Annotated in this window: 18 protein-coding genes; 8 read left to right on the forward strand and 10 right to left on the reverse strand. The window is 44.8% G+C overall.

Annotated elements, in window-relative coordinates:
* The first annotated feature begins 475 nt into the window (after positions 1 to 475).
* The 5 genes from QZ998_RS01190 (at position 476) to QZ998_RS01210 (ending at position 4705) form a co-directional block, all read left to right on the forward strand.
* Complete coding sequence (locus QZ998_RS01190; protein WP_296557367.1) at positions 476 to 754, forward strand: TfoX/Sxy family protein; 279 nt, start codon at positions 476 to 478, stop codon at positions 752 to 754.
* 290 nt (positions 755 to 1044) lie between these two features.
* Complete coding sequence (locus tag QZ998_RS01195) at positions 1045 to 2022, forward strand: lamin tail domain-containing protein (protein ID WP_296557368.1); 978 nt, start codon at positions 1045 to 1047, stop codon at positions 2020 to 2022.
* A gap of 112 nt (positions 2023 to 2134) precedes the next feature.
* Positions 2135 to 3520, forward strand: coding sequence for a nucleoside kinase (locus tag QZ998_RS01200; protein ID WP_296557369.1), 1386 nt, complete (start codon positions 2135 to 2137; stop codon positions 3518 to 3520).
* Positions 3521 to 3563: 43 nt separating this feature from the next.
* Positions 3564 to 4127, forward strand: a complete 564-nt coding sequence (locus QZ998_RS01205) for a DJ-1 family glyoxalase III (protein WP_296557370.1) — start codon at positions 3564 to 3566, stop codon at positions 4125 to 4127.
* A gap of 128 nt (positions 4128 to 4255) precedes the next feature.
* Positions 4256 to 4705 (forward strand): Hsp20 family protein, encoded by a 450-nt coding sequence (locus QZ998_RS01210; RefSeq protein ID WP_296557371.1) that lies wholly within the window; start codon positions 4256 to 4258, stop codon positions 4703 to 4705.
* A gap of 185 nt (positions 4706 to 4890) precedes the next feature.
* Here the strand turns inward: QZ998_RS01210 and QZ998_RS01215 are convergent, their stop codons facing one another.
* The 8 genes from QZ998_RS01215 to QZ998_RS01250 form a co-directional block, all read right to left on the reverse strand.
* On the reverse strand, positions 4891 to 5391 hold the full coding sequence (locus tag QZ998_RS01215) for a hypothetical protein (protein ID WP_296557372.1): 501 nt from the start codon (positions 5389 to 5391) through the stop codon (positions 4891 to 4893).
* 81 nt (positions 5392 to 5472) lie between these two features.
* Positions 5473 to 6249, reverse strand: a complete 777-nt coding sequence (locus tag QZ998_RS01220; protein ID WP_296557373.1) for a GDSL-type esterase/lipase family protein — start codon at positions 6247 to 6249, stop codon at positions 5473 to 5475.
* A 12-nt stretch (positions 6250 to 6261) separates the two neighbouring features.
* Positions 6262 to 7263, reverse strand: a complete 1002-nt coding sequence (locus QZ998_RS01225; RefSeq protein WP_296557374.1) for an ABC transporter permease — start codon at positions 7261 to 7263, stop codon at positions 6262 to 6264.
* 24 nt (positions 7264 to 7287) lie between these two features.
* The gene (locus QZ998_RS01230) at positions 7288 to 8202 is read right to left on the reverse strand and encodes an ABC transporter ATP-binding protein (RefSeq protein WP_296557375.1); all 915 of its coding nucleotides are present in this window, start codon (positions 8200 to 8202) and stop codon (positions 7288 to 7290) included.
* A gap of 241 nt (positions 8203 to 8443) precedes the next feature.
* Positions 8444 to 8692 (reverse strand): hypothetical protein, encoded by a 249-nt coding sequence (locus QZ998_RS01235; protein WP_296557376.1) that lies wholly within the window; start codon positions 8690 to 8692, stop codon positions 8444 to 8446.
* A gap of 149 nt (positions 8693 to 8841) precedes the next feature.
* Positions 8842 to 9243, reverse strand: a complete 402-nt coding sequence (locus QZ998_RS01240; RefSeq protein WP_296557377.1) for a phosphatase PAP2 family protein — start codon at positions 9241 to 9243, stop codon at positions 8842 to 8844.
* 32 nt (positions 9244 to 9275) lie between these two features.
* Positions 9276 to 9650 (reverse strand): hypothetical protein, encoded by a 375-nt coding sequence (locus tag QZ998_RS01245; RefSeq protein WP_296557378.1) that lies wholly within the window; start codon positions 9648 to 9650, stop codon positions 9276 to 9278.
* Entirely contained in the window at positions 9637 to 10572 is a 936-nt protein-coding gene (locus QZ998_RS01250) for a diacylglycerol kinase family protein (protein WP_296557379.1), read from the reverse strand. The genes QZ998_RS01245 and QZ998_RS01250 overlap by 14 nt, the downstream gene beginning before the upstream one ends.
* Positions 10573 to 10843: 271 nt before the next feature.
* Between QZ998_RS01250 and QZ998_RS01255 the strand changes: the two genes are divergently transcribed.
* The 3 genes from QZ998_RS01255 to QZ998_RS01265 all read left to right on the forward strand — a co-directional run bounded on the left by QZ998_RS01255 (position 10844) and on the right by QZ998_RS01265 (position 16356).
* The gene (locus QZ998_RS01255; protein WP_296557380.1) at positions 10844 to 13768 is read left to right on the forward strand and encodes a methyl-accepting chemotaxis protein; all 2925 of its coding nucleotides are present in this window, start codon (positions 10844 to 10846) and stop codon (positions 13766 to 13768) included.
* Positions 13769 to 14262: 494 nt separating this feature from the next.
* The gene (locus QZ998_RS01260) at positions 14263 to 14754 is read left to right on the forward strand and encodes a nitroreductase family protein (protein ID WP_296557381.1); all 492 of its coding nucleotides are present in this window, start codon (positions 14263 to 14265) and stop codon (positions 14752 to 14754) included.
* A gap of 432 nt (positions 14755 to 15186) precedes the next feature.
* On the forward strand, positions 15187 to 16356 hold the full coding sequence (locus QZ998_RS01265; RefSeq protein ID WP_296557383.1) for an MFS transporter: 1170 nt from the start codon (positions 15187 to 15189) through the stop codon (positions 16354 to 16356).
* 77 nt (positions 16357 to 16433) lie between these two features.
* Here QZ998_RS01265 and QZ998_RS01270 read toward each other — a convergent pair whose 3' ends face one another.
* Both QZ998_RS01270 and QZ998_RS01275 read right to left on the reverse strand, forming a co-directional pair.
* A complete protein-coding gene (locus tag QZ998_RS01270; RefSeq protein WP_296557384.1) occupies positions 16434 to 17018 on the reverse strand; it encodes a TetR family transcriptional regulator in 585 nt (194 codons plus the stop codon).
* A 256-nt stretch (positions 17019 to 17274) separates the two neighbouring features.
* Positions 17275 to 18195 carry a 2-dehydropantoate 2-reductase gene (locus QZ998_RS01275; RefSeq protein WP_296557385.1) on the reverse strand — a complete coding sequence of 307 codons (921 nt, stop codon included), beginning with the start codon at positions 18193 to 18195 and terminating at the stop codon, positions 17275 to 17277.

The raw sequence follows: 18195 nt of genomic DNA on the forward strand, positions 1-18195 counted from the left end.
AATATCTGACCTTCATTACCGCCACCGGCGAAAGTGACGTCAATGCAGTCTATGCCGATGAAGATGTTTGGTTATCGCAAAAAATGATGGGGGTGCTGTATGATGTCAAAGTGCGTACCGTAAATGATCATTCAAAGAAAATATTTATGGATGATGAGTTATAGGAAGCCTCAGTTATCCGGAATTTTCGGATAACTGCATCAGATGGGAAAAACTACAATACCAAGCATCATATACTTATCGGCGATTATTGCGGTTGCTTATAAAGTGAATTCTGAATAGGCCGTTCAATTTCCGAAATGGGCGACTGAAATCGTTAAGGAATTTACCATCAAAGCTTATGCGATGGCCGATGAGCAGAATGATTAAGTGGAGGAGAAAAGGAGTATCGCGTGTAGGATTGGTGATAGCTGTAACATTGTGGCAGTGTCAGCAATACAAAACTTATTAGTTCTAATTTGAAAGGAGACCGAGAATGAATAAAAATAATCCGCTTGAGAATGCTGAGCTGACAAGCCTGCCAAACATTGGAAAAGAAATGAAAAAGCAGCTTAATGCGATTGGGATCAATACGCCCGAGGCTCTGGTTGCAACAGGAAGCCGGGAAGCCTGGCTAAGGATCAGAGTCATTGATTCATCGGCCTGTTATAATCGACTTTGCGGGTTAGAGGGAGCAATTCAGGGAATTCGCTGGCATTATTTAGATGACAATCTGAAAAGAGAATTGAAATCTTTTTATGAAGCCAATCGTTAACTGAAAAGTTGATGAAACCCTGTGCTTAATACAAAGTATTGCAAACATTGAAACAAAGGACAAAGCGATGAGTAAACTCGTCGTCATTGATACGGAAACGACTTGGGGTGATGCGGTTATGTCGGTTGGAATTGTCATCGCCGATGCTGTGACCTTCGAGTTGATTGACAAATGATATTACATTCTCACACCCTTCAAGGATCATGGCGGGATGTACACATAGGCACTGTTTAAAATCAAAATCATAAATCGATAGATTAAAAATGATAATCAAAAAGGGGAAACAAAAAATGTCAAAAATTAAAAAGTCTAGCAAACACATACCAGGGAAAGAAGCCGTTGTATTGTCGCTGATACTGCTAGCTTTATTTGTATTTTCAGGTTGTAGTGCACTTGGTGTCCTAAATAAACCGGATTTTGAAGGATATACTTGGATTGAAGTCGATGGTGGCGATCTGTCGGGTCATCGAGAGCCCAATGTTGTGGTGGATATTGGTTTTGGTGATCGCGAGTATTATGCTTTTACCAATGAATATGGGCAATTGATTAAGGTCACGGCGGCAAAAATTATTTTGCAGGATGAGGATAAGGAACCAGTCCTGGCAACAGGACGATATTATCCTGATGAGGCAAAGGTTCCCGGTACTGAAAGTCCAACCCTTGATGAGGGCCATATCATCGCTGATTCGCTTGGCGGAGTTGCCAATGCTTATAATATCACACCGCAAGATAGCACCCTGAATCGACATGGTGATCAAGCATATATGGAAAAAGTGATTCGCGATGCCGGCGGCTGTAGCGATTTTACGGCGGTGATCACCTATCCGTCGACCACAACCCAGATCCCCAGTCATTATAGTTATACCTACACCTTGATGGGGAAGGTGATTAATGATGAATTTGATAATGTTAATCCCGATGAAGTGAATCAATCACTTGGGCTTACCACTCCAAATGGACAGGACAGCGCTGGTGTCAGCATTAGCGCACTGGATAAAAAGGCCGAATATATTATCATAAAAAATTCGAGTGCAAAAGCGATTGACCTTTCCGGATGGAAAATTGTCTCGGTTTTAGGTAATCAGTCGTTTACCTTTCCAGCCTTTAGTCTGGCGGCAGGTGCCACGGTTAAGGTTGGCGATTCAGCAAATAATTCAGGTATTGATTTTCATTGGCTTGATGGCGGCGGTACCTGGAACAACAGCAAGAGTGATCCGGCGGAGTTGTATGATAGCGCTGGCAAACTTGTTGATGTCTATAATGATTAAATAGACCTTGGTGAGGATATCAACAAGCAGGAAAACAATCAAACCAATGTCTGATACGAAGTATAAGCAATATAAATTGTAAAATAAAATTAGATCGAAAGAAGGTGTGGCTATGCGAGAAACACATTTAATTCAAAACCGGCAGACTTGTAAGCTCGGATTGATCATTGTCATTCGGCAGCTTTTTCCGCAAGAATTACTTAAAACCGCTTATTCAATTATGGAGGGCGTGTTTTGCCGCTTTGCTGATTCCGCAATTTCAATCAGAGAAGTCTATCAGATTGAAAAGAAACTAAAAGAATGGATTATGAGAAATCCTGATATTGACTTTTTGAAGCATGAGGGTGGCTACTACTTTTATCGGGTTGATGACTATGTTGTTAAAATGATTTATCCCTGTGAAACAAACGTTAAAAATATCGATCCTTTCTGTGTGATGCCTTATGCAGACGGTTTTATTGTTGACTTTGGAGACATTGATCGCGATTGCAGCACCTCGTTGATACCGCCGGATAAACTCTCGGCCATGTATGAGAAGACGCAAAAGTGGTTAAAAAATATTAATATCGAGTTGCTTAATGATGTTAACGACTATATTGTCAGTAGCGCCAGCTTGAAGCTGCTGGGGATGGCTGAAGCCCTGCATGAAAAGGAGATATCTGATATTGCCGTGATGATTCTACAACAGCAGCGGTCTCTGCGGGTACTGCTGATTTCAGGGCCATCTTCTTCGGGAAAGACGACGTTTGCGCAACGCTTATCAACTCAGTTGAGTGTGAACGGATTAAAGCCGGTTACGCTGTCGATGGATGATTATTTTGTGAACCGCGAAGTGACGCCGCTTACTGAGGACGGCAAGCCAGATTTCGACTGCCTGGAAGCTTTGGATCTTCCCTATTTGCAGCAGCAGCTCGTCGATCTAATCAATGGAAAAACGATTGAAACGCCGATCTATGATTTTAAAACCGGCCATCGTTCCAACCAAACAAGGCGAATGCGCGTTGGACACGATGAAATACTGGTCGTCGAAGGAATCCATGCTTTGAATCCGGTATTGTTTTTGGGTATCAACCGGAACATGCTGTTTAAAGTCTACCTCAGTTCGCTGTTTCAATTAAATTTCAACTTGGAAAACAGAGTGCCGAGTTCTGAGGTACGGCTGATCAGACGAATCGTCAGAGGCGATCAGTTCCGCGGTACCCACCCCGAAGATACCCTGGATCAGTGGGAAAATGTTCGCCGCGGGGAGTATAAAAACGTGTTTAAATTCCAGGAAGAATCGGACGTGATGTTTAATTCGAGCCTTCTTTACGAATTAAATGCCATGAGGCCTTTGGCTGAAGCATCCTTAAATAAAATTGATGATCACAGCCCCTATGCCAAGACAAGGGATCGGCTGCTTAATATTTTATCCTTCTGTGAGCCAATGAATACAGAGAAAGTCCCTTTTAATTCAATACTGCGTGAATTCATCGGCGGCAGCATCTATTTTGACTAATGGCATTGTAAAACCACAAAAACCATCTAAAGGGAGAAGAATAATGATGAATGTAATTGTTTTTTTAGCAGCAGGATTTGAAGAAGTGGAAGCCTTAACGGTTGTCGATTATTTGCGAAGAATCAAGTCGATTCGGGTTGATATGGTGGCCATCGGCGACAGTCTGATGGTTTCAGGAAGCCATCAGATCGCGGTAAAAGCCGATCACCACATTGATGATCTGCAAAACCTTGACGCCTACGCGGCGGTTGTTATTCCTGGTGGGATGCCCGGAGCAGCGAATCTAAGAGACGATCCTCGGGTTATTAAAATTGTCAAGGACATGGCTGCCGCCGGGAAATTAGTGGCGGCGATCTGTGCCGGACCGATTGTTCTAGCCAAAGCCGAGCTCATCGCTGGCAAAAAAGTGACTTCTTACCCCGGTTTTGAAGCGGATCTTGTTGATTCGACTTATCTACAAGATGCGGTCGTTCGGGATGGCAACCTGATCACCTCCCGGGGTCCAGGAAAAGCAGTCGATTTTGCCCTGGAACTGGTGACGGTTTTAGCCGGCGCGAAAGAGGCCGAGACACTGCGCAAAAATATCCTCTATGACAAACTCACGTAGCTTAAAAATAACTTAAAAGGCTTCAATTGGAGTATTGACAATTGGCCGAAAAGGTGGTATAAAATAACCATAGTTAGCACTCGATAGATGAGAGTGCTAACAAAATATAAGATGTAAAGGAGTGGTTTATGATGACAGCACTGATTCCGTTTAACAGAAAAAGAAATGATTTGATGAATACCGGTTTTGATGATTTTCAAAATATGCTTGACGACTTTTTTGCAGAAGGGTGGCCAATGCGAAGAAGTTTAGCTGGTGATACCTTCAAAATTGATCTTCAGGATAATGAAAAAGAATATATCGTTGAAGCAGAACTCCCGGGTATTCAGAAGGATGAGATTAATCTTTCTTTAGACGAAGGACGACTGCAGATAACCGTCAAGAAGGAAGAAACGAAAGAAGAAAAAGAAAGAAATTACGTTCATCGGGAGCGTAAATTCTCAGCAATGACCCGGAATATCTTTTTAGCCGACGCCGCATCGGACGACATTAAAGCCAAGCTGAACGAGGGGGTTCTGACCATCACTGTACCGAAACAGGTAAAACCGGAACTGACTAAACAAATTGAAATTGAGTAAATCGGTCAATAATTATTAGCCTCAAAGGCCGATGAGGCGACAGAAAGGGATGATGCATTTAGAATCATTTCAAGCAATTAAAAAAATATAAAATCATAAATAGGAACACCCTTTTGTAGCTGTCGATGATGCTGTCAAAAGGGTGTTTTTTATGATTTCAGTTACTAAACCAGTCGAATTTTCGTTTAAAGATTGCGACTGTCATAAGCCCAGTGCAGCAGCGCCTGACGCTGTTTTTTGCGACAGTTTTGATCCCTTTGTTGGCAATTCTTTTTAATCGCGCCGATATGACGCACCATCGCTTTCCAGCGTTTGATCTGGCGGCGGTCTTCGTCAGGAAGGCGGCGACCATAATAATAGCGGCAATACCATTGAAACCAGCCCCGCGGATCAATCGGATTGATCCAGCCATTAGCCCGCCAGACGCTAAGGGGCTGCGAAGCATCGACTTGATAATAATTGAGGGAAATATCTTTTCGGGCTGGCGAGAGTTTGGCATGTTCATACCAATCCTCAGGAAATTCAGACTGGCAATCGGTCATGTATTTGCCCCCGAAAAGGCCGAGTGCCAACAGTTCTTTGGGGGAAAGCTCCGGTTTAAAATCCGGATCAAAATTTGCGCCTGCTTCTTCACTCAAATAATAACTACCTTGCTGCATGGTATCGTTGATGATTATTTTTTTCATGTTCATTGCCATCCTTTCGTTTTAGAACCGCTCAACTTCTGATCGGTTGTCAAGTTGGCTGATCCTGGTTTTATTGGTTCCTTAATCAATGCCATTTAAGATGCGATCAAGGGTTTCAGTAATAACCTGATAGCCGATACTGCTGGGGTGAAACTGATCGGTGGCCAGATAGGTTTGGAGATGATATTTAAATGCCTCATCAGTAGGGATATAGGCCGTCTTATTATCGGCAGCGGCGATTAGCTGGGTTTGATAATTCCATTCAAACAGCTTTTGCGATTTTTGCGGATCTTGATCGGGATACGGATTATATAAACCGATTAGGGCAATTTGGGTCTCAGGATTAAGCGCGCGAATACGGCTGATCGTCGCTTCGAGACTCTCCTGATAGCGGTTAAGGGTTTCCTGAAAGGTCACATCTAAAGACAGGGCATCCTGATACTGGATGCGACTTAAATCATTGCCGCCGATCGAGATAATAACTAAGTCAGCAGCGGAAATAAAGGCGGCATTTTCCGGGGCGGCGACCAGGGCGGCCAGGTCAGCACTGATTGCTCCAGACACCGACAGATTTGCCACCGTGATGGTATTGTCGGGATCGATTAGCGCCGCATAGCGTTTGCCGATACCCTTATCCGGTTCATCACCGACGCCAAAACCGATCGAATCGCCCAGCACCAGAATACGGTTAGCGGCGCTAACCGGTTCAGTTTCAATGGTCTCAGCCGGATTGGTTAGGGTTTCCGGATTTTTGTCGCCGCCGTTGGTGATGGCGATGGCAATGATTAGGCCGGTCACAAAAACCAGTATCAGGGCGACCGATACGATTAAGATCAGCGGCCATATTTTTTTGATCATGATTGCCTCCTTTTAGACTAGCACATCTTTACGACTAAAAATCTGAAATCCGAGCAGTAGCGCCAGTAAACCCCAGATACCCAGAGTGATGATCGAAAAATTCAGGCTCATCCCCGGAATCGGCTGATAGGAGCCGGTTAAATACCGGGTCAGATCCAAATTGGTGACAAAGAAGAATTTAACGATCGGCCAGTCGGACAGAAAAAACTGCAGAAATTGTCCGCCAATCAGGGTCGCCATCAATATCCCAATCGCTGAGACGGTATTATCAACGATAATCGAAATCAATAGGGTCAGAGCGGCAATCACAATCGCGACGTACCAGGTCAGTGAATAAATGAGGATGGTGTACTCAAAGCGGCTGACCAGAATCACCGCATCAGCGTTTAATTGGCCGTCGATCAGGCGAAAGCCAGTGGCAACGGGTTCATCAAAGCCCCATTGCCCAAAGAAAAGATAGGATATCAGAGTCGCTAGCAGCCCCATGATCAAGACCACCAGGGTGGTCATCAAAAGCAGTGCAATCAACTTACTCAGCAAAATTTTCCAGCGCGGCACCGCCCGAGTTAACAAGACCTTAATGGTTCCGGTTGAAAATTCGCCAGAGACCAGATCGGCCGCAAGGATTACAATGATCAGTGGAATCAGCAACGAAATGCCCTGTTCGACAAAATCGACGCTGAACTTGGCGGCGCTGGGGGTAATCGGGTTAATATCGTTATCGATAAAATATCGTAATTGCTTGATTTCAATTTCGATCGAGGCAATCCCATCGGCGGGAATATAGGGGCTATCGAGGCGCTTTTCCAGATCATTCAACCGCTGGCTAGCCAGGCTTTTCCAATCATAAGTGCCGGCGCCGGACAGGTTTTCAAAACGGTCGATATTTTTTTCATAGGTATATTGCTGGCCATAGGAAAGCAAGGTAATGAAAATAATCAGCAAGCCGATAATCAGGATCAGTTTTTTCTTTAACAGCAGTTTGGTGACTTCATTGCGAATGAGGTTTAACATCATCGTATCCTTTCTAATGTTTTTCTATTGAATGGTTTTCTGGTTGGTCAGGCTGAGGAAGAGCTCTTCCAGGGTGGCGTTTTTAGCCGTGACGGTTTTCAGTTCGAGGCCAGAGGTGATTAAGGCGGCATTAATTATCGGCAGAATTTCCAGATCGGTGGCGGCAATCAGTTCGTTTTGTGCGGTGATTCGGGCGTCAAGCTGAAACTGTTCGCTGAGGATTTTTTTGCCCTGGTAGGGATTGTTTAAAACCCACACGATTTCACCGGTCGATAGCATCTCCGTCACCGCGCCGTCGCGGACAATCATCCCCTGGTTGATAATGCAGACCCGGTCGCAGATCAATTGGACTTCACTGATTAAATGCGAAGAAATGAGCACTGAAATCCCGGTATCTTTGGCCAGCGACTTGACAATTTCCCGAAATTCATGGATGCCCTGGGGATCAAGGCCGTTGGTAGGTTCATCAAGAATCAGTAAATCGGGTTGATGAATCAGCGCCTGGGCTAAACCGATCCGCTGTTTCATGCCCATCGAATAAATGCTCACCTTATCGTGGATGCGCTTTTCCATGCCGACCAGGGCGATCGCATCATCAATCGCTGCCTTGGTGACATGCTGGGACATGGCGCCTAAGAGTTCGAGGTTTTTGTAGCCACTCAGATACTCGTACAGATCAGGGGCTTCGATGATGCAACCGACATGCGACATCGCCTTGACGTAATCTTCTCCAATCCCATGTCCGCAGATTGAAACGGTGCCGGCGCTGGGACGTGACAAACCGACCAGCATTCGTAATGTTGTCGATTTGCCGGCGCCATTGGGTCCTAAGAAGCCTAAAACTTCACCCTTGTTAAGCTCAAAGCTTAAATCCTTGATAATTTCTTTCTTCTTAATGCTCTTGGACAGGTTGGCAACCTTTAAAACTGGTGTCTTCATAAAACCCTCTCATTGAATCAGATAATTGGAATGTTTCTAATTAACTATATGCCCGGAAAGCCGGTTTTCAAACAAGGAATTTAAAATGCTGGAAATGATCATCCATTGACACCCCTCCGAAAGCTCATATACTAATTGTATAAATACTAGCTGAAAAATCGCTTTTTTAATAAAAAGACACGCTGTCAATGGAAGATAAACCATTTGCTAGCGTGTTTTTTTTAATTAATGGATACGTGGATCAGCGGAGCTGTTGGGCATCGATGACCACGTAGCTGCCATCGGCCCACTGATCCAGGGCGATTTGGATCACCGGAGATCCATCCGTATCAATATAGGCCTGGACGATTTCGTCATCCATTTGGGACTCAATGGCGACTTCGGTGACGCCATTAAAAGAAAATCCATTAAATGCTTTGATGATATCGCGCCAGATATCCCGGGAACCATCGATTTTTTTCAGGTTTTTGATGACTTGTTCAATATTCATTTTCTATTACCTCTCTATTATGATGTCGGTTGACAGTTTAATACCCCTTTGAACCCGCTTTAAAAGGGAAAAAGACATTTAAAAAAATGTTATCAATAACGAGCAACAATCATAAAATTTACATGAAACCAGATCATGCATGTTAGATATCAAAATGAATTATTAAGAATCACGCCGAGAAGTCCCCAGGCGGTTCCCAGCATCGCCCCGCCGAGGACATCCCGGGGGTAGTGCATGCCGACATAGATACGGGTGATCCCCACAAAAAAAGCCAGCAGATAGATAGCCAACCAGAGCAAAAAATTGGCCTGATAATAATGCAATAGAAAAGTCGCCATAAAGAAAGACTGACTGGTATGTCCGCTGGGAAAAGAACTGCCCCTGGCTTGGGAGCCGACAATGCGACTAGTTTCAATCTTTTTATAAGGTCGGGTTCGATGGACAAGCACTTTTATCAATTCAACGACTAACCATAATGATAAGGTTCCGAATACAAAGCCATAGGCAAGGAAATGCTGGCCAGAAAAATACAAAATAATGGCAAGGATCATCGCAAAAATGCCATTGCCAATCTGCGTAAAAATTACATCAGTCGATCAAGCCAGAATCGGCGGCGTCCATGCATGTTAAAATAACTAAAAACCCAAACATCGACTTGCTGACCAACCGACCACACCAGCGAAATGGTGGTTAATGCAAAAATCAGCACCAGGACAATCAGCGATTTTTGGCTTTTTAGGGCTCCTAAGAAAATGATCCAGACATTTTCAGGCACAAATAAAAGAAACATAAATAAGATAATAAAAACCATAATTAGCCAGTAAAACGGTGGGATATGACGGATACCAGTGATCATTTTATGCCATATTCTGCGAATTTTAACGACAATCAAGTTTTCTTCTTCGGTCGCTTTCAGGTCTTTGTCGGTTACGGACTGATCCTGATTATGGCTCTTCATTTGACTCGGTTGCTCCGACCATGACCGACATCGCTTGTTGCTTTACGGTTATTTGAACAGAACCTTCTCCTAAACTGATATCATCGGCCATAACCGCCATAGATGGCTCAGTATCAATGATAATTTCACGCACCTGGTAGTGTTGAATCCGGGGATCTTCAGGGTTATCGGTGCCTACGCCGTTAAGAATATAAGCGATTAAATCAAGTTTGGACAGGTCGGAAAAAAACATCACATCCAATAGGCCGTCATGATAGGCATCGGCAGCACCGACTTGATAATTACGACCGATATAGGGCATATTAGAAATTAATGCGGCATGACCCAACGCGTTGATTTCCCGATTATCGTCCAGGAAAAGATGGATTTCCGAGGGCGGAGCAGTCGTCAGAATTCCCAGAAAATCTCCGATCCGGGTGATGTTGCCGTGCTGGATATCATCCCCGGAGGGGAACAGCATTGAAAATAAACCTACCGAGCATAGCTCAATAAATGGTGTGCTGACATCGTTGCAAGTGACCATGCCGAGATCTATTTTTAAAGGCTGCCCGGTTCTGAGAACGGCAATAGCTGCCGAAATATCAGTGGGGATGCCGAGGCTTAAGGCCACATTGTTCTGGGTTCCGGTGGGAACAATGCCAAGTGTCGCCGCTGAACCATACAGCGCTTTGGTGACCGAAGAGACGGTGCCATCGCCGCCACAAACGACAAACAGATCAATTCCCTGGGCAATGGCATCATCGAGCACTTCCTTCAGGTTACTGTCTGGTTCGATTAAATAGAGTTCCGGGACTAACTTCCAGGCTTGCATTTCTTTGATCACCGCCAGGATTTGCAGTGGGGACTCTTCATTCGCGCCAGAACCGGGATTAAAAATAAGTTTAACGCGCTTTGGCCGCAGGTTTGTTCTTACAGTTTCCATCGTTTTTTCTCCATCTTATATTCTTCTTTTTAGTTTCCAGGAATCGGAAATCGCATTTATGATAAATAGAATCATCTCAAAAAGGGAAGGGCTTTGTAAATTAACTACCCAAAAAATTGCTAATTTAAACAAAGACGTGATTATGCCAGGGATCGATAGAACATTCACATCCCTTAAAATTCCATCAATCAGGAAAAATGGCAATTTTGGCACAAAATTTGCTTAAATTAACGGATAAACTTAAAATTTGGAAGAAGAGGAAAGGTTAACAATGGAAGAGAGAAAACGAAAAAGAACAATTAAGCAAAAATTGCTGATTGTGCCCTTATGTTCGGTACTGGTGGGGGTGTTTGTAATTGGCGCCATCTCCGCCTACCTAACTCGGGCAAGCCTATTGACTGAGATGAGAGAAAGTGGTTTTGCCGCCTCGCAGCAGTTTGTCGACCGTCTGGAAGACAACACCGACGCCCTTGACGCCATGAACGTCATGATCGAAGAACAGATCCGCAGCATCGGTAATATTGTCATAGCCAATCGTGCCACCATCAGTGATCCTTATCTGACGGCCCTGGCGCAGCAGTCGGGGATTAATCAGATTTACTGGTTTAATGCAGCCGGTGAAATTGTAAACTCGGTCAATGGCGAATATATCGGCTGGAAGGCCGCCCCTGGCGATCCGATCCATAATTTCATGGTCAGTGGTGAAGCCGAATTGATGGAGGCGATCCGTAAAAGTACCGAAACCGATGAAACCTTTAAATTTGGTTATATGAAAATTGCCACTGGGGAATTTGTTCAGGCCGGCGTTACCGCCGACCGGATCACCGATTTAACCGAGCGATTTGGTTACCAGGCTCTGATTGATGAATTGTCGATCAATGACCAGATCGTTTATGCCAGTTTTATCGATCAGGATTTAACGGTAGTGGCAGACACTCATCCCGAGGATCTCGGGGTTAGTTATGCTGAGGATGAAAAGCTTAAAGCGGTGGCCACCGCTGGCCAATCCTCATCATCTGAATATTTTTACGAAGCTGGGAAAACCAAGGTCTATGAGGTTTTGTTTCCGGTGGTGATCAATGGTGAACAGCAGGGGGTGCTAAGTATTGGCTACTCGATGGACGCGATTGAAGCGGCGATCTTAAAAAATATTCTAATGGTGTCGGTGGTTGGCTTGTTGGTTTTCCTGGCACTGGCGGTAATTCTCTACCGGGTATCAACATCAATTACAAATCCAATTTCCAGGATCAACCAGATGATCAAAGAAATGAGCCTGGGGCATTTGGGGATGCGGCTGGCCATTGACAGCGATGATGAAATCGGCGAAATGGCCACCGCCATGGATTCCTTTGCCGAAGACCTGCAAAAAGTGGTGATTGGTACGATGATCGAAATTTCGGATGGCGACGTCTCGGCGATGATTCAGGAAAAGGATGCCGAGGATGAGATATCACCGGCGCTGAAACGAACGATTGCATCGATCCGCGGTCTGATTGATGAGGTTACCACCCTCTCCCAGGCTGGGGTCGCAGGTAAGCTTCATATCCGCGGTAACAGCGACCAATTTAAAGGTGGCTTTCGTGATATAGTTAAAGGCGTTAACAATACCCTCGATGCCGTGGTTGGGCCGATTGATATGGCCGCCGACTATGTTAAACGGATCGGCGAGGGCGATATTCCAGAAAAAATTACGGCCGCTTATCAGGGTCAGTTTGATACCTTAAAAAACAGCATCAATGCCTGCATCGATGGTTTAGGGGCTTTAGAAGAAGGAAACCGTATTCTTGGGCAGATGAGTCGCCACGATTTCGGCGAAAAGATGGATGGCCAGTACCGCGGCATCTATTCCGAGTTTGCACGCTCAATTAATAGCCTCAACCAACGACTTAACGATGTGATTGCCGTAATTAATCATATTGCCGGCGGTAATCTTCAGGATCTTGATAAGCTACGAGAAACGGGTCAACTCAGTGACAAGGATCAATTGGTACCAAGTTTGATTGAGATGATCGAAACGATTGATTTGTTAATTGCCGAAGCCAACCAAATGGCGCGGATTGCCGTCGCCGGAAATACCGCGAATCGCGGTGATGAGAGTCGTTTCTCAGGTGAATATGCCAAGGTCATCAGTGGTTTTAATAAAACCCTGGATGCCCTGGTTGGCCCGATGATGGGTGCCTCGAGTGCGCTTGAAGAATTGGCCAAAGGTAACCTTAATACCGCGATGACAGGGGATTATCAGGGCGATTATGCCTTGATTCGTGATAATATGAATCACACCATTGCCTTCTTAAAACAGTATGTTGATGAAATTACCGATGTTTTAGAGGCGCTGGGGAATGGCAATCTCGATCAAGAAATTACCGCTGAGTACCGGGGCGATTTTCTGGCGATTAAAGCAGCTTTAAATCAAATCACCAATAATCTTAACCATACCATGAGAGAGATCAATATCGCTGCCGGTCAAGTGGAACTGGGGGCTCGACAAATATCGGATGGCGGACAGGCGCTATCCCAGGGCACCATGGAGCAGGCCAGTTCGATTCAGCAACTGACGGCCTCAATTGATGAGGTCTCAACAGAGACTAAACGCAACGCCACCAATGCTAATGAAGCCAATGTCCGGGCGATTGAGGTTCGCAACAATGCCGAAATCGGCAATCGTCAAATGGAAAAAATGGTTACTGCGATGGTCGATATCAACGATTCATCCAATAGCATTTCCAAAATAATCAAAGTCATTGATGATATTGCCTTCCAGACCAATATTCTGGCCTTAAATGCGGCGGTCGAAGCTGCCCGGGCTGGTCAGCATGGCAAGGGTTTTGCCGTGGTTGCCGAAGAAGTCCGAACCCTGGCCGCCCGCAGTGCCGAGGCCGCCAAAGAAACCACCGGCCTGATTGAAGGGTCGATTAGCAAGGTTGAAGTAGGAACAAAAATTGCCGATGAAACGGCTGCGAGTCTCAAGGAAATCCTTGACGAAATTGAAAAAGTCTCCGATCTGGTTGGCAATATTGCCCAAGCTTCCAGCGAGCAGGCCTCGGAAATCGCGCAGATAACCAAAGGAATTGAACAGGTTTCGCAGGTTGTTCAAACAAATTCTGCTACTGCCGAAGAAAGTGCTGCCTCTAGCGAAGAACTCTCGGGGCAGGCAGAACTGCTAATGAAGATGGTTGGCGATTTCAAACTCAAATAAGACGAAATTAGGACATAAAATAGGAATCGGAATGCGCAGATACGGTTCGGAAATGGTTGCATTGAAGGAGAATTTCACGACGAAAAAAGGTGCAAAAAATGGATGTGTGCAAAAATCTGTGCAGCCCTCTAAAATATGGCTAAATTGTGGTGATTTTTGAGGTTTTTAATCCCAAATTCATTAGATTGACTGCATAATAATTTGCACCCTAATCAAGATTATCGTATAAATTAACCCCGTCAGCACTACTGGCGGGGTGTTTATTTGAATGAAATGGTTTGACTTATGTTGACAAGCAGTTGTTATGTGATTGAATAATAAATTTTTGCTGATTGTCTCCTTTTCCAGCGCTTTGAATACTTACTATCATTTAGGGTAGTAAGTAACTTATAAGTGCATACTTGTTTTTGTGAAAATCATTGGTAAAATGATAGCATGAACAACAGTAAGACGCAAGTAATTGCAAAAATATGAAAAAGTTATTGGAGGAAAAAATGAGCGCAATATTTGAACGAACCAGTGTTAGAAAGTACCAAAACAAGGAAGTGGAAGCGGAAAAAGTAGAGCAGATTTTAAGAGCCGCAATGGCTGCCCCATCGGCTGCCAACCAGCAACCCTGGGAGTTTTATGTGGTTAAAAAAAAAGAAACCCTGGTCGCGTTGGCGGAAAAGAGTCCCTATGGTAGCTTCATCAAGGATGCGGCTTTGGCGATTGTGCCAGTATATCGCAAGGAGTTGATGATGCCGGAGTTCGCTGAAATTGATATGGCTGCCTGCACCCAGAATATGCTGTTGGAAGTCACCGAACTGGGTCTCGGCGCTGTCTGGGTTGGGGTTGCACCACTAACCGACCGGATGGAAAGTGTCCGCCAAATTTTAAGGATCCCCGAACATCTTAATCCATACGGCATAATCCCCATCGGTTATCCGGTTGCGGATGCCGAACAGAAAGAACGCTATGATGCAACGCGAGTACATTTTGAATAAAATGTAAGAATAATCAGGTGATACTGATTCATCTCAAAAACGAACCCATTTGGAACATCATGATGATGGCCTCCACATGGGTTCGTTTTGTTTTCAAGCTTATCAAATTGATAGTACCTCGCAAAAGTGGATCACAGTAATCAGATCAACAGACATTTTGGATCATCGGCATTGACAATGGCTCTCATAGGCAGCAGTCGTGTTGCTGTGACAACTGGGATTGAAGATCATTTGATAGGAAAAAAAGCCCCCAGTCTATGCCTGATGCTCGATTTATACACTCAGTTTAACACAAAAAGAAGTTGTGGGAGTTTAAATATTTCGTTGACAGAGAAAAGTGCCCATAATATAATACCGGTAACTTAACCGGTTAAGTATTGTCAAAGTCATAAAACAAACCGGCAAAAACGCTATCATTGTGAGGAGAAAATCTTGGAAAAGAAAAAAATTAAAGTTGCGATTCTGTCGATCTCGTCATTATTGATGATATCGATGACGGCATCAGCGATTTTGGCCGATATTCAGGCTTATTTTGTGGGCGTCGACCCAGCCCTGATTGCGATGGTGTTAACCATTCCGGCCTTGATGGGACTGGTCTTTGCCTTTGCCTCCGGACCATTGTCGCTGCGCTTACCGAAAAAAAACCTGGTAATTTTTGGCCTGGTCTGCGGACTGGCCGGGGGGATGATTGCCCTGCTTTTCGGGTCTACTAGTATTTATGTGCTGCTCGGTTGCAGTTTGCTGCTGGGGATCGCCCAGGGGATGAATGCGACCATGTCGATGGCCTTGATCGCGGATTACTTTGTGGCTGAGGAAAGCGGGGCGATGATGGGTCTGCAGTCTGCCTTTGTCAATGGCGGCAGCATGGTACTGCTGTTTAGCTCGGGGATGCTGGCGGGAATTTCCTGGCAATTGTCCTACCTGGTTTATCTGGTTTTTATTCCGGTGATTGCGATTGTCATTAAAAACCTGCCTAAGGACCAGGCTCCAGCCCATGCTGAAGCAGAAACATCTGAGAAAAGTGCAAAACTCAATGCCAAGGTTTATTTTACGGCCTTGACGATGTTTTTATTTGGGGTTTTCCTGTTTGTTTTTCAGACAAATGTGGCAATGTTTGTGGCCAGCAAGGGATTAGGGGACGCCTCCACTAGCGGGTTGATCAATACCTCGATGTCCGCCGCCGGGATGCTCACCGGGATCCTGTTTGGTCGGATGCAGCGGCTTCTAAAAAAACTGGTGATTCCGGTATGCTTGCTAATCGGTGGGTTGGGAATGTTGATGATCTTTTTGTTGGGGACTCTGCCGTCATTATTTTTTGGCGCCATCTGCGGTGGTTTCTGTTTAGCCACTATCAACCCAGCAGGTACCTTCCAGGCCGCTAATGCGGTGCATCCATCGATTAGTTCGCTAGCGATCGCCGTCGTTACTGCTTCCACTAGCGTGGGGATCTTTGTCTCACCGATTGTTTCTAGTGGGGTTGCGAATTTAGCCGGTGGCAGTATCGAAATTAAATTTCTGTTAGCAGCCGTCGGGTTGGCTTCTGTGGGGGTGATGTCTTTTATTGGCAATGTCATACTAGATCGGCAACAAGTCATTCAATAACCGCAAATAATGCGCTGCAATGTAAAAACCGCCTGGATTCAATCGAGAATTCGGGCGGTTTTTTGTTTTAGTTGCACTTAATCAATTTGAAAATAGGGTTTAAAGGTGAAGGGCACCGTTTCGAGGACTTTTTTGCTTTCAGCGATGATCGCATCAATACGCTTCTGATCAATATGCATCAGCATAAAATTGAGTCGGATGATATAATCCAGACAATCATCTCGGGTGCAGTTAAATTCGCCCCGGTCGTAAGCCCACATTAGCGAGAAACTTGAAGCACGGGCGGCATTGGCAATCATCGCCAGCTCATCAGCTTCTTTATTGATAGCGAGATGATATTGGCGATCATGCATTTTATAAAGGAGATCACCATCAGTGCTAAAGAGGTCTTCGTACTTATCATCAGCCAGTTCCCGGATAAACTGCATCGCTTTCGGGTCGGAAAGAAAAAGTAGGTGATAGAGTCGGATTTCCACTGCCGTGCTGACCTGAAGATCGGCGCGTTGCCCTTTGAAATATTCAGTATAAAGCTTTAAAGCGATCTTATTTTTCAGTTCAAATAAAAAAGCATCACTGACCGCCCGAGCCAGACTCGATTTTGACTTAAAATAATAGGAAATCAGGGGCTTAGTAATCTCACAGACTTCGGCAATCTGATCCAAATAGGTTTTTTATAGCCCTGTTCATAGAACAATTGGCTGGCCACCTGAAGAATATTTTCTTTTTGGTTAGACATGGTCATCACTCTCATATTGGAATTTTTTAAATATCATTTCATTTTAACGCTTTTGACTGATCGATGCAAGTTTATTATCCGTTATGTTGTCAATGGTGATCGGTACTGTTTATAAATCTTAGATCTCCCAAGATTGGCAGCAATCAGCAAGTTGATCTAATAAAAGGTCTAGATGGCAGAGCCTATGGCTGTAGATATCCGTCAAATGCTTGCGCCAGCCGTTGATAGGTTGGCATCGGAACATGGTAGTGTGCTCCCATCCGCAGCACTTCAAAAACCAGGCCATCAATTTCTGACTTTTTACCCAGATTAATATCACGGAGCATTGAGGTTGAGGCAGTCGGTGCCAATGAGTCCAGAATATCCAGATCAAACTGGACGATATCAACGTCAAAATGAATATCCATGGCCAGCGCCAGCGCTTCGATTTCCCGCAGCAAATCAATATAGGTATTCCTGATTTCACCAGGTTTCTGAACCGCTCCGGCTTCAACCTGATAATACAACCCGCAGGCTGCCATAGCTGACACATAAGAAAATTTCTGTAAGGCATCTTTGCGGATATCTTGGGACAGGACGCCCAGAATACCGCTATCATTTAAGTCTGCTTCAATTTGTTTTAAAACCGGGCGGAATTGTGCGGGATCACGAACCCCGAAGAAAATTCTGAAAATTTCGCCGTGCATCTTAATCTTTCCCGGAGCAGCAATATTGGCGGATATATAAATGCAGCCATCGGTAACCAGCAGCTCGGGAAGCTGGATCTGAAGTTTTCCGCCGGTGCCATAAATATTTAAAATCGGAATCACCACCGTATCTTTATGAGCGATTTGTTTAATAAATGGAACAATTTCGTCCAGTGAATAGCCTTTGACACAGACAAAAACCACATCCGGCTGCTCATCATAATGCAAAGTGTCATGGGCCTTGATCGGCGACACCGTGTAAGTCCCTTGCCAATTGGTTTCCATCTCAATTCCGTTTTCCCGAATTCTGTCCAGATGTTGGCCTCTGGCAATTAAGGTCACATCTTTTCCCGCTTTGGCCAGATAAGCCCCGATGCATCCGCCAGTCCCGCCGGCGCCGATAACCAGATATTTCAT

Origin of the sequence: uncultured Acetobacterium sp. (genome assembly GCF_927416815.1) — a bacterium.
Lineage (GTDB): Bacteria > Bacillota > Clostridia > Eubacteriales > Eubacteriaceae > Acetobacterium.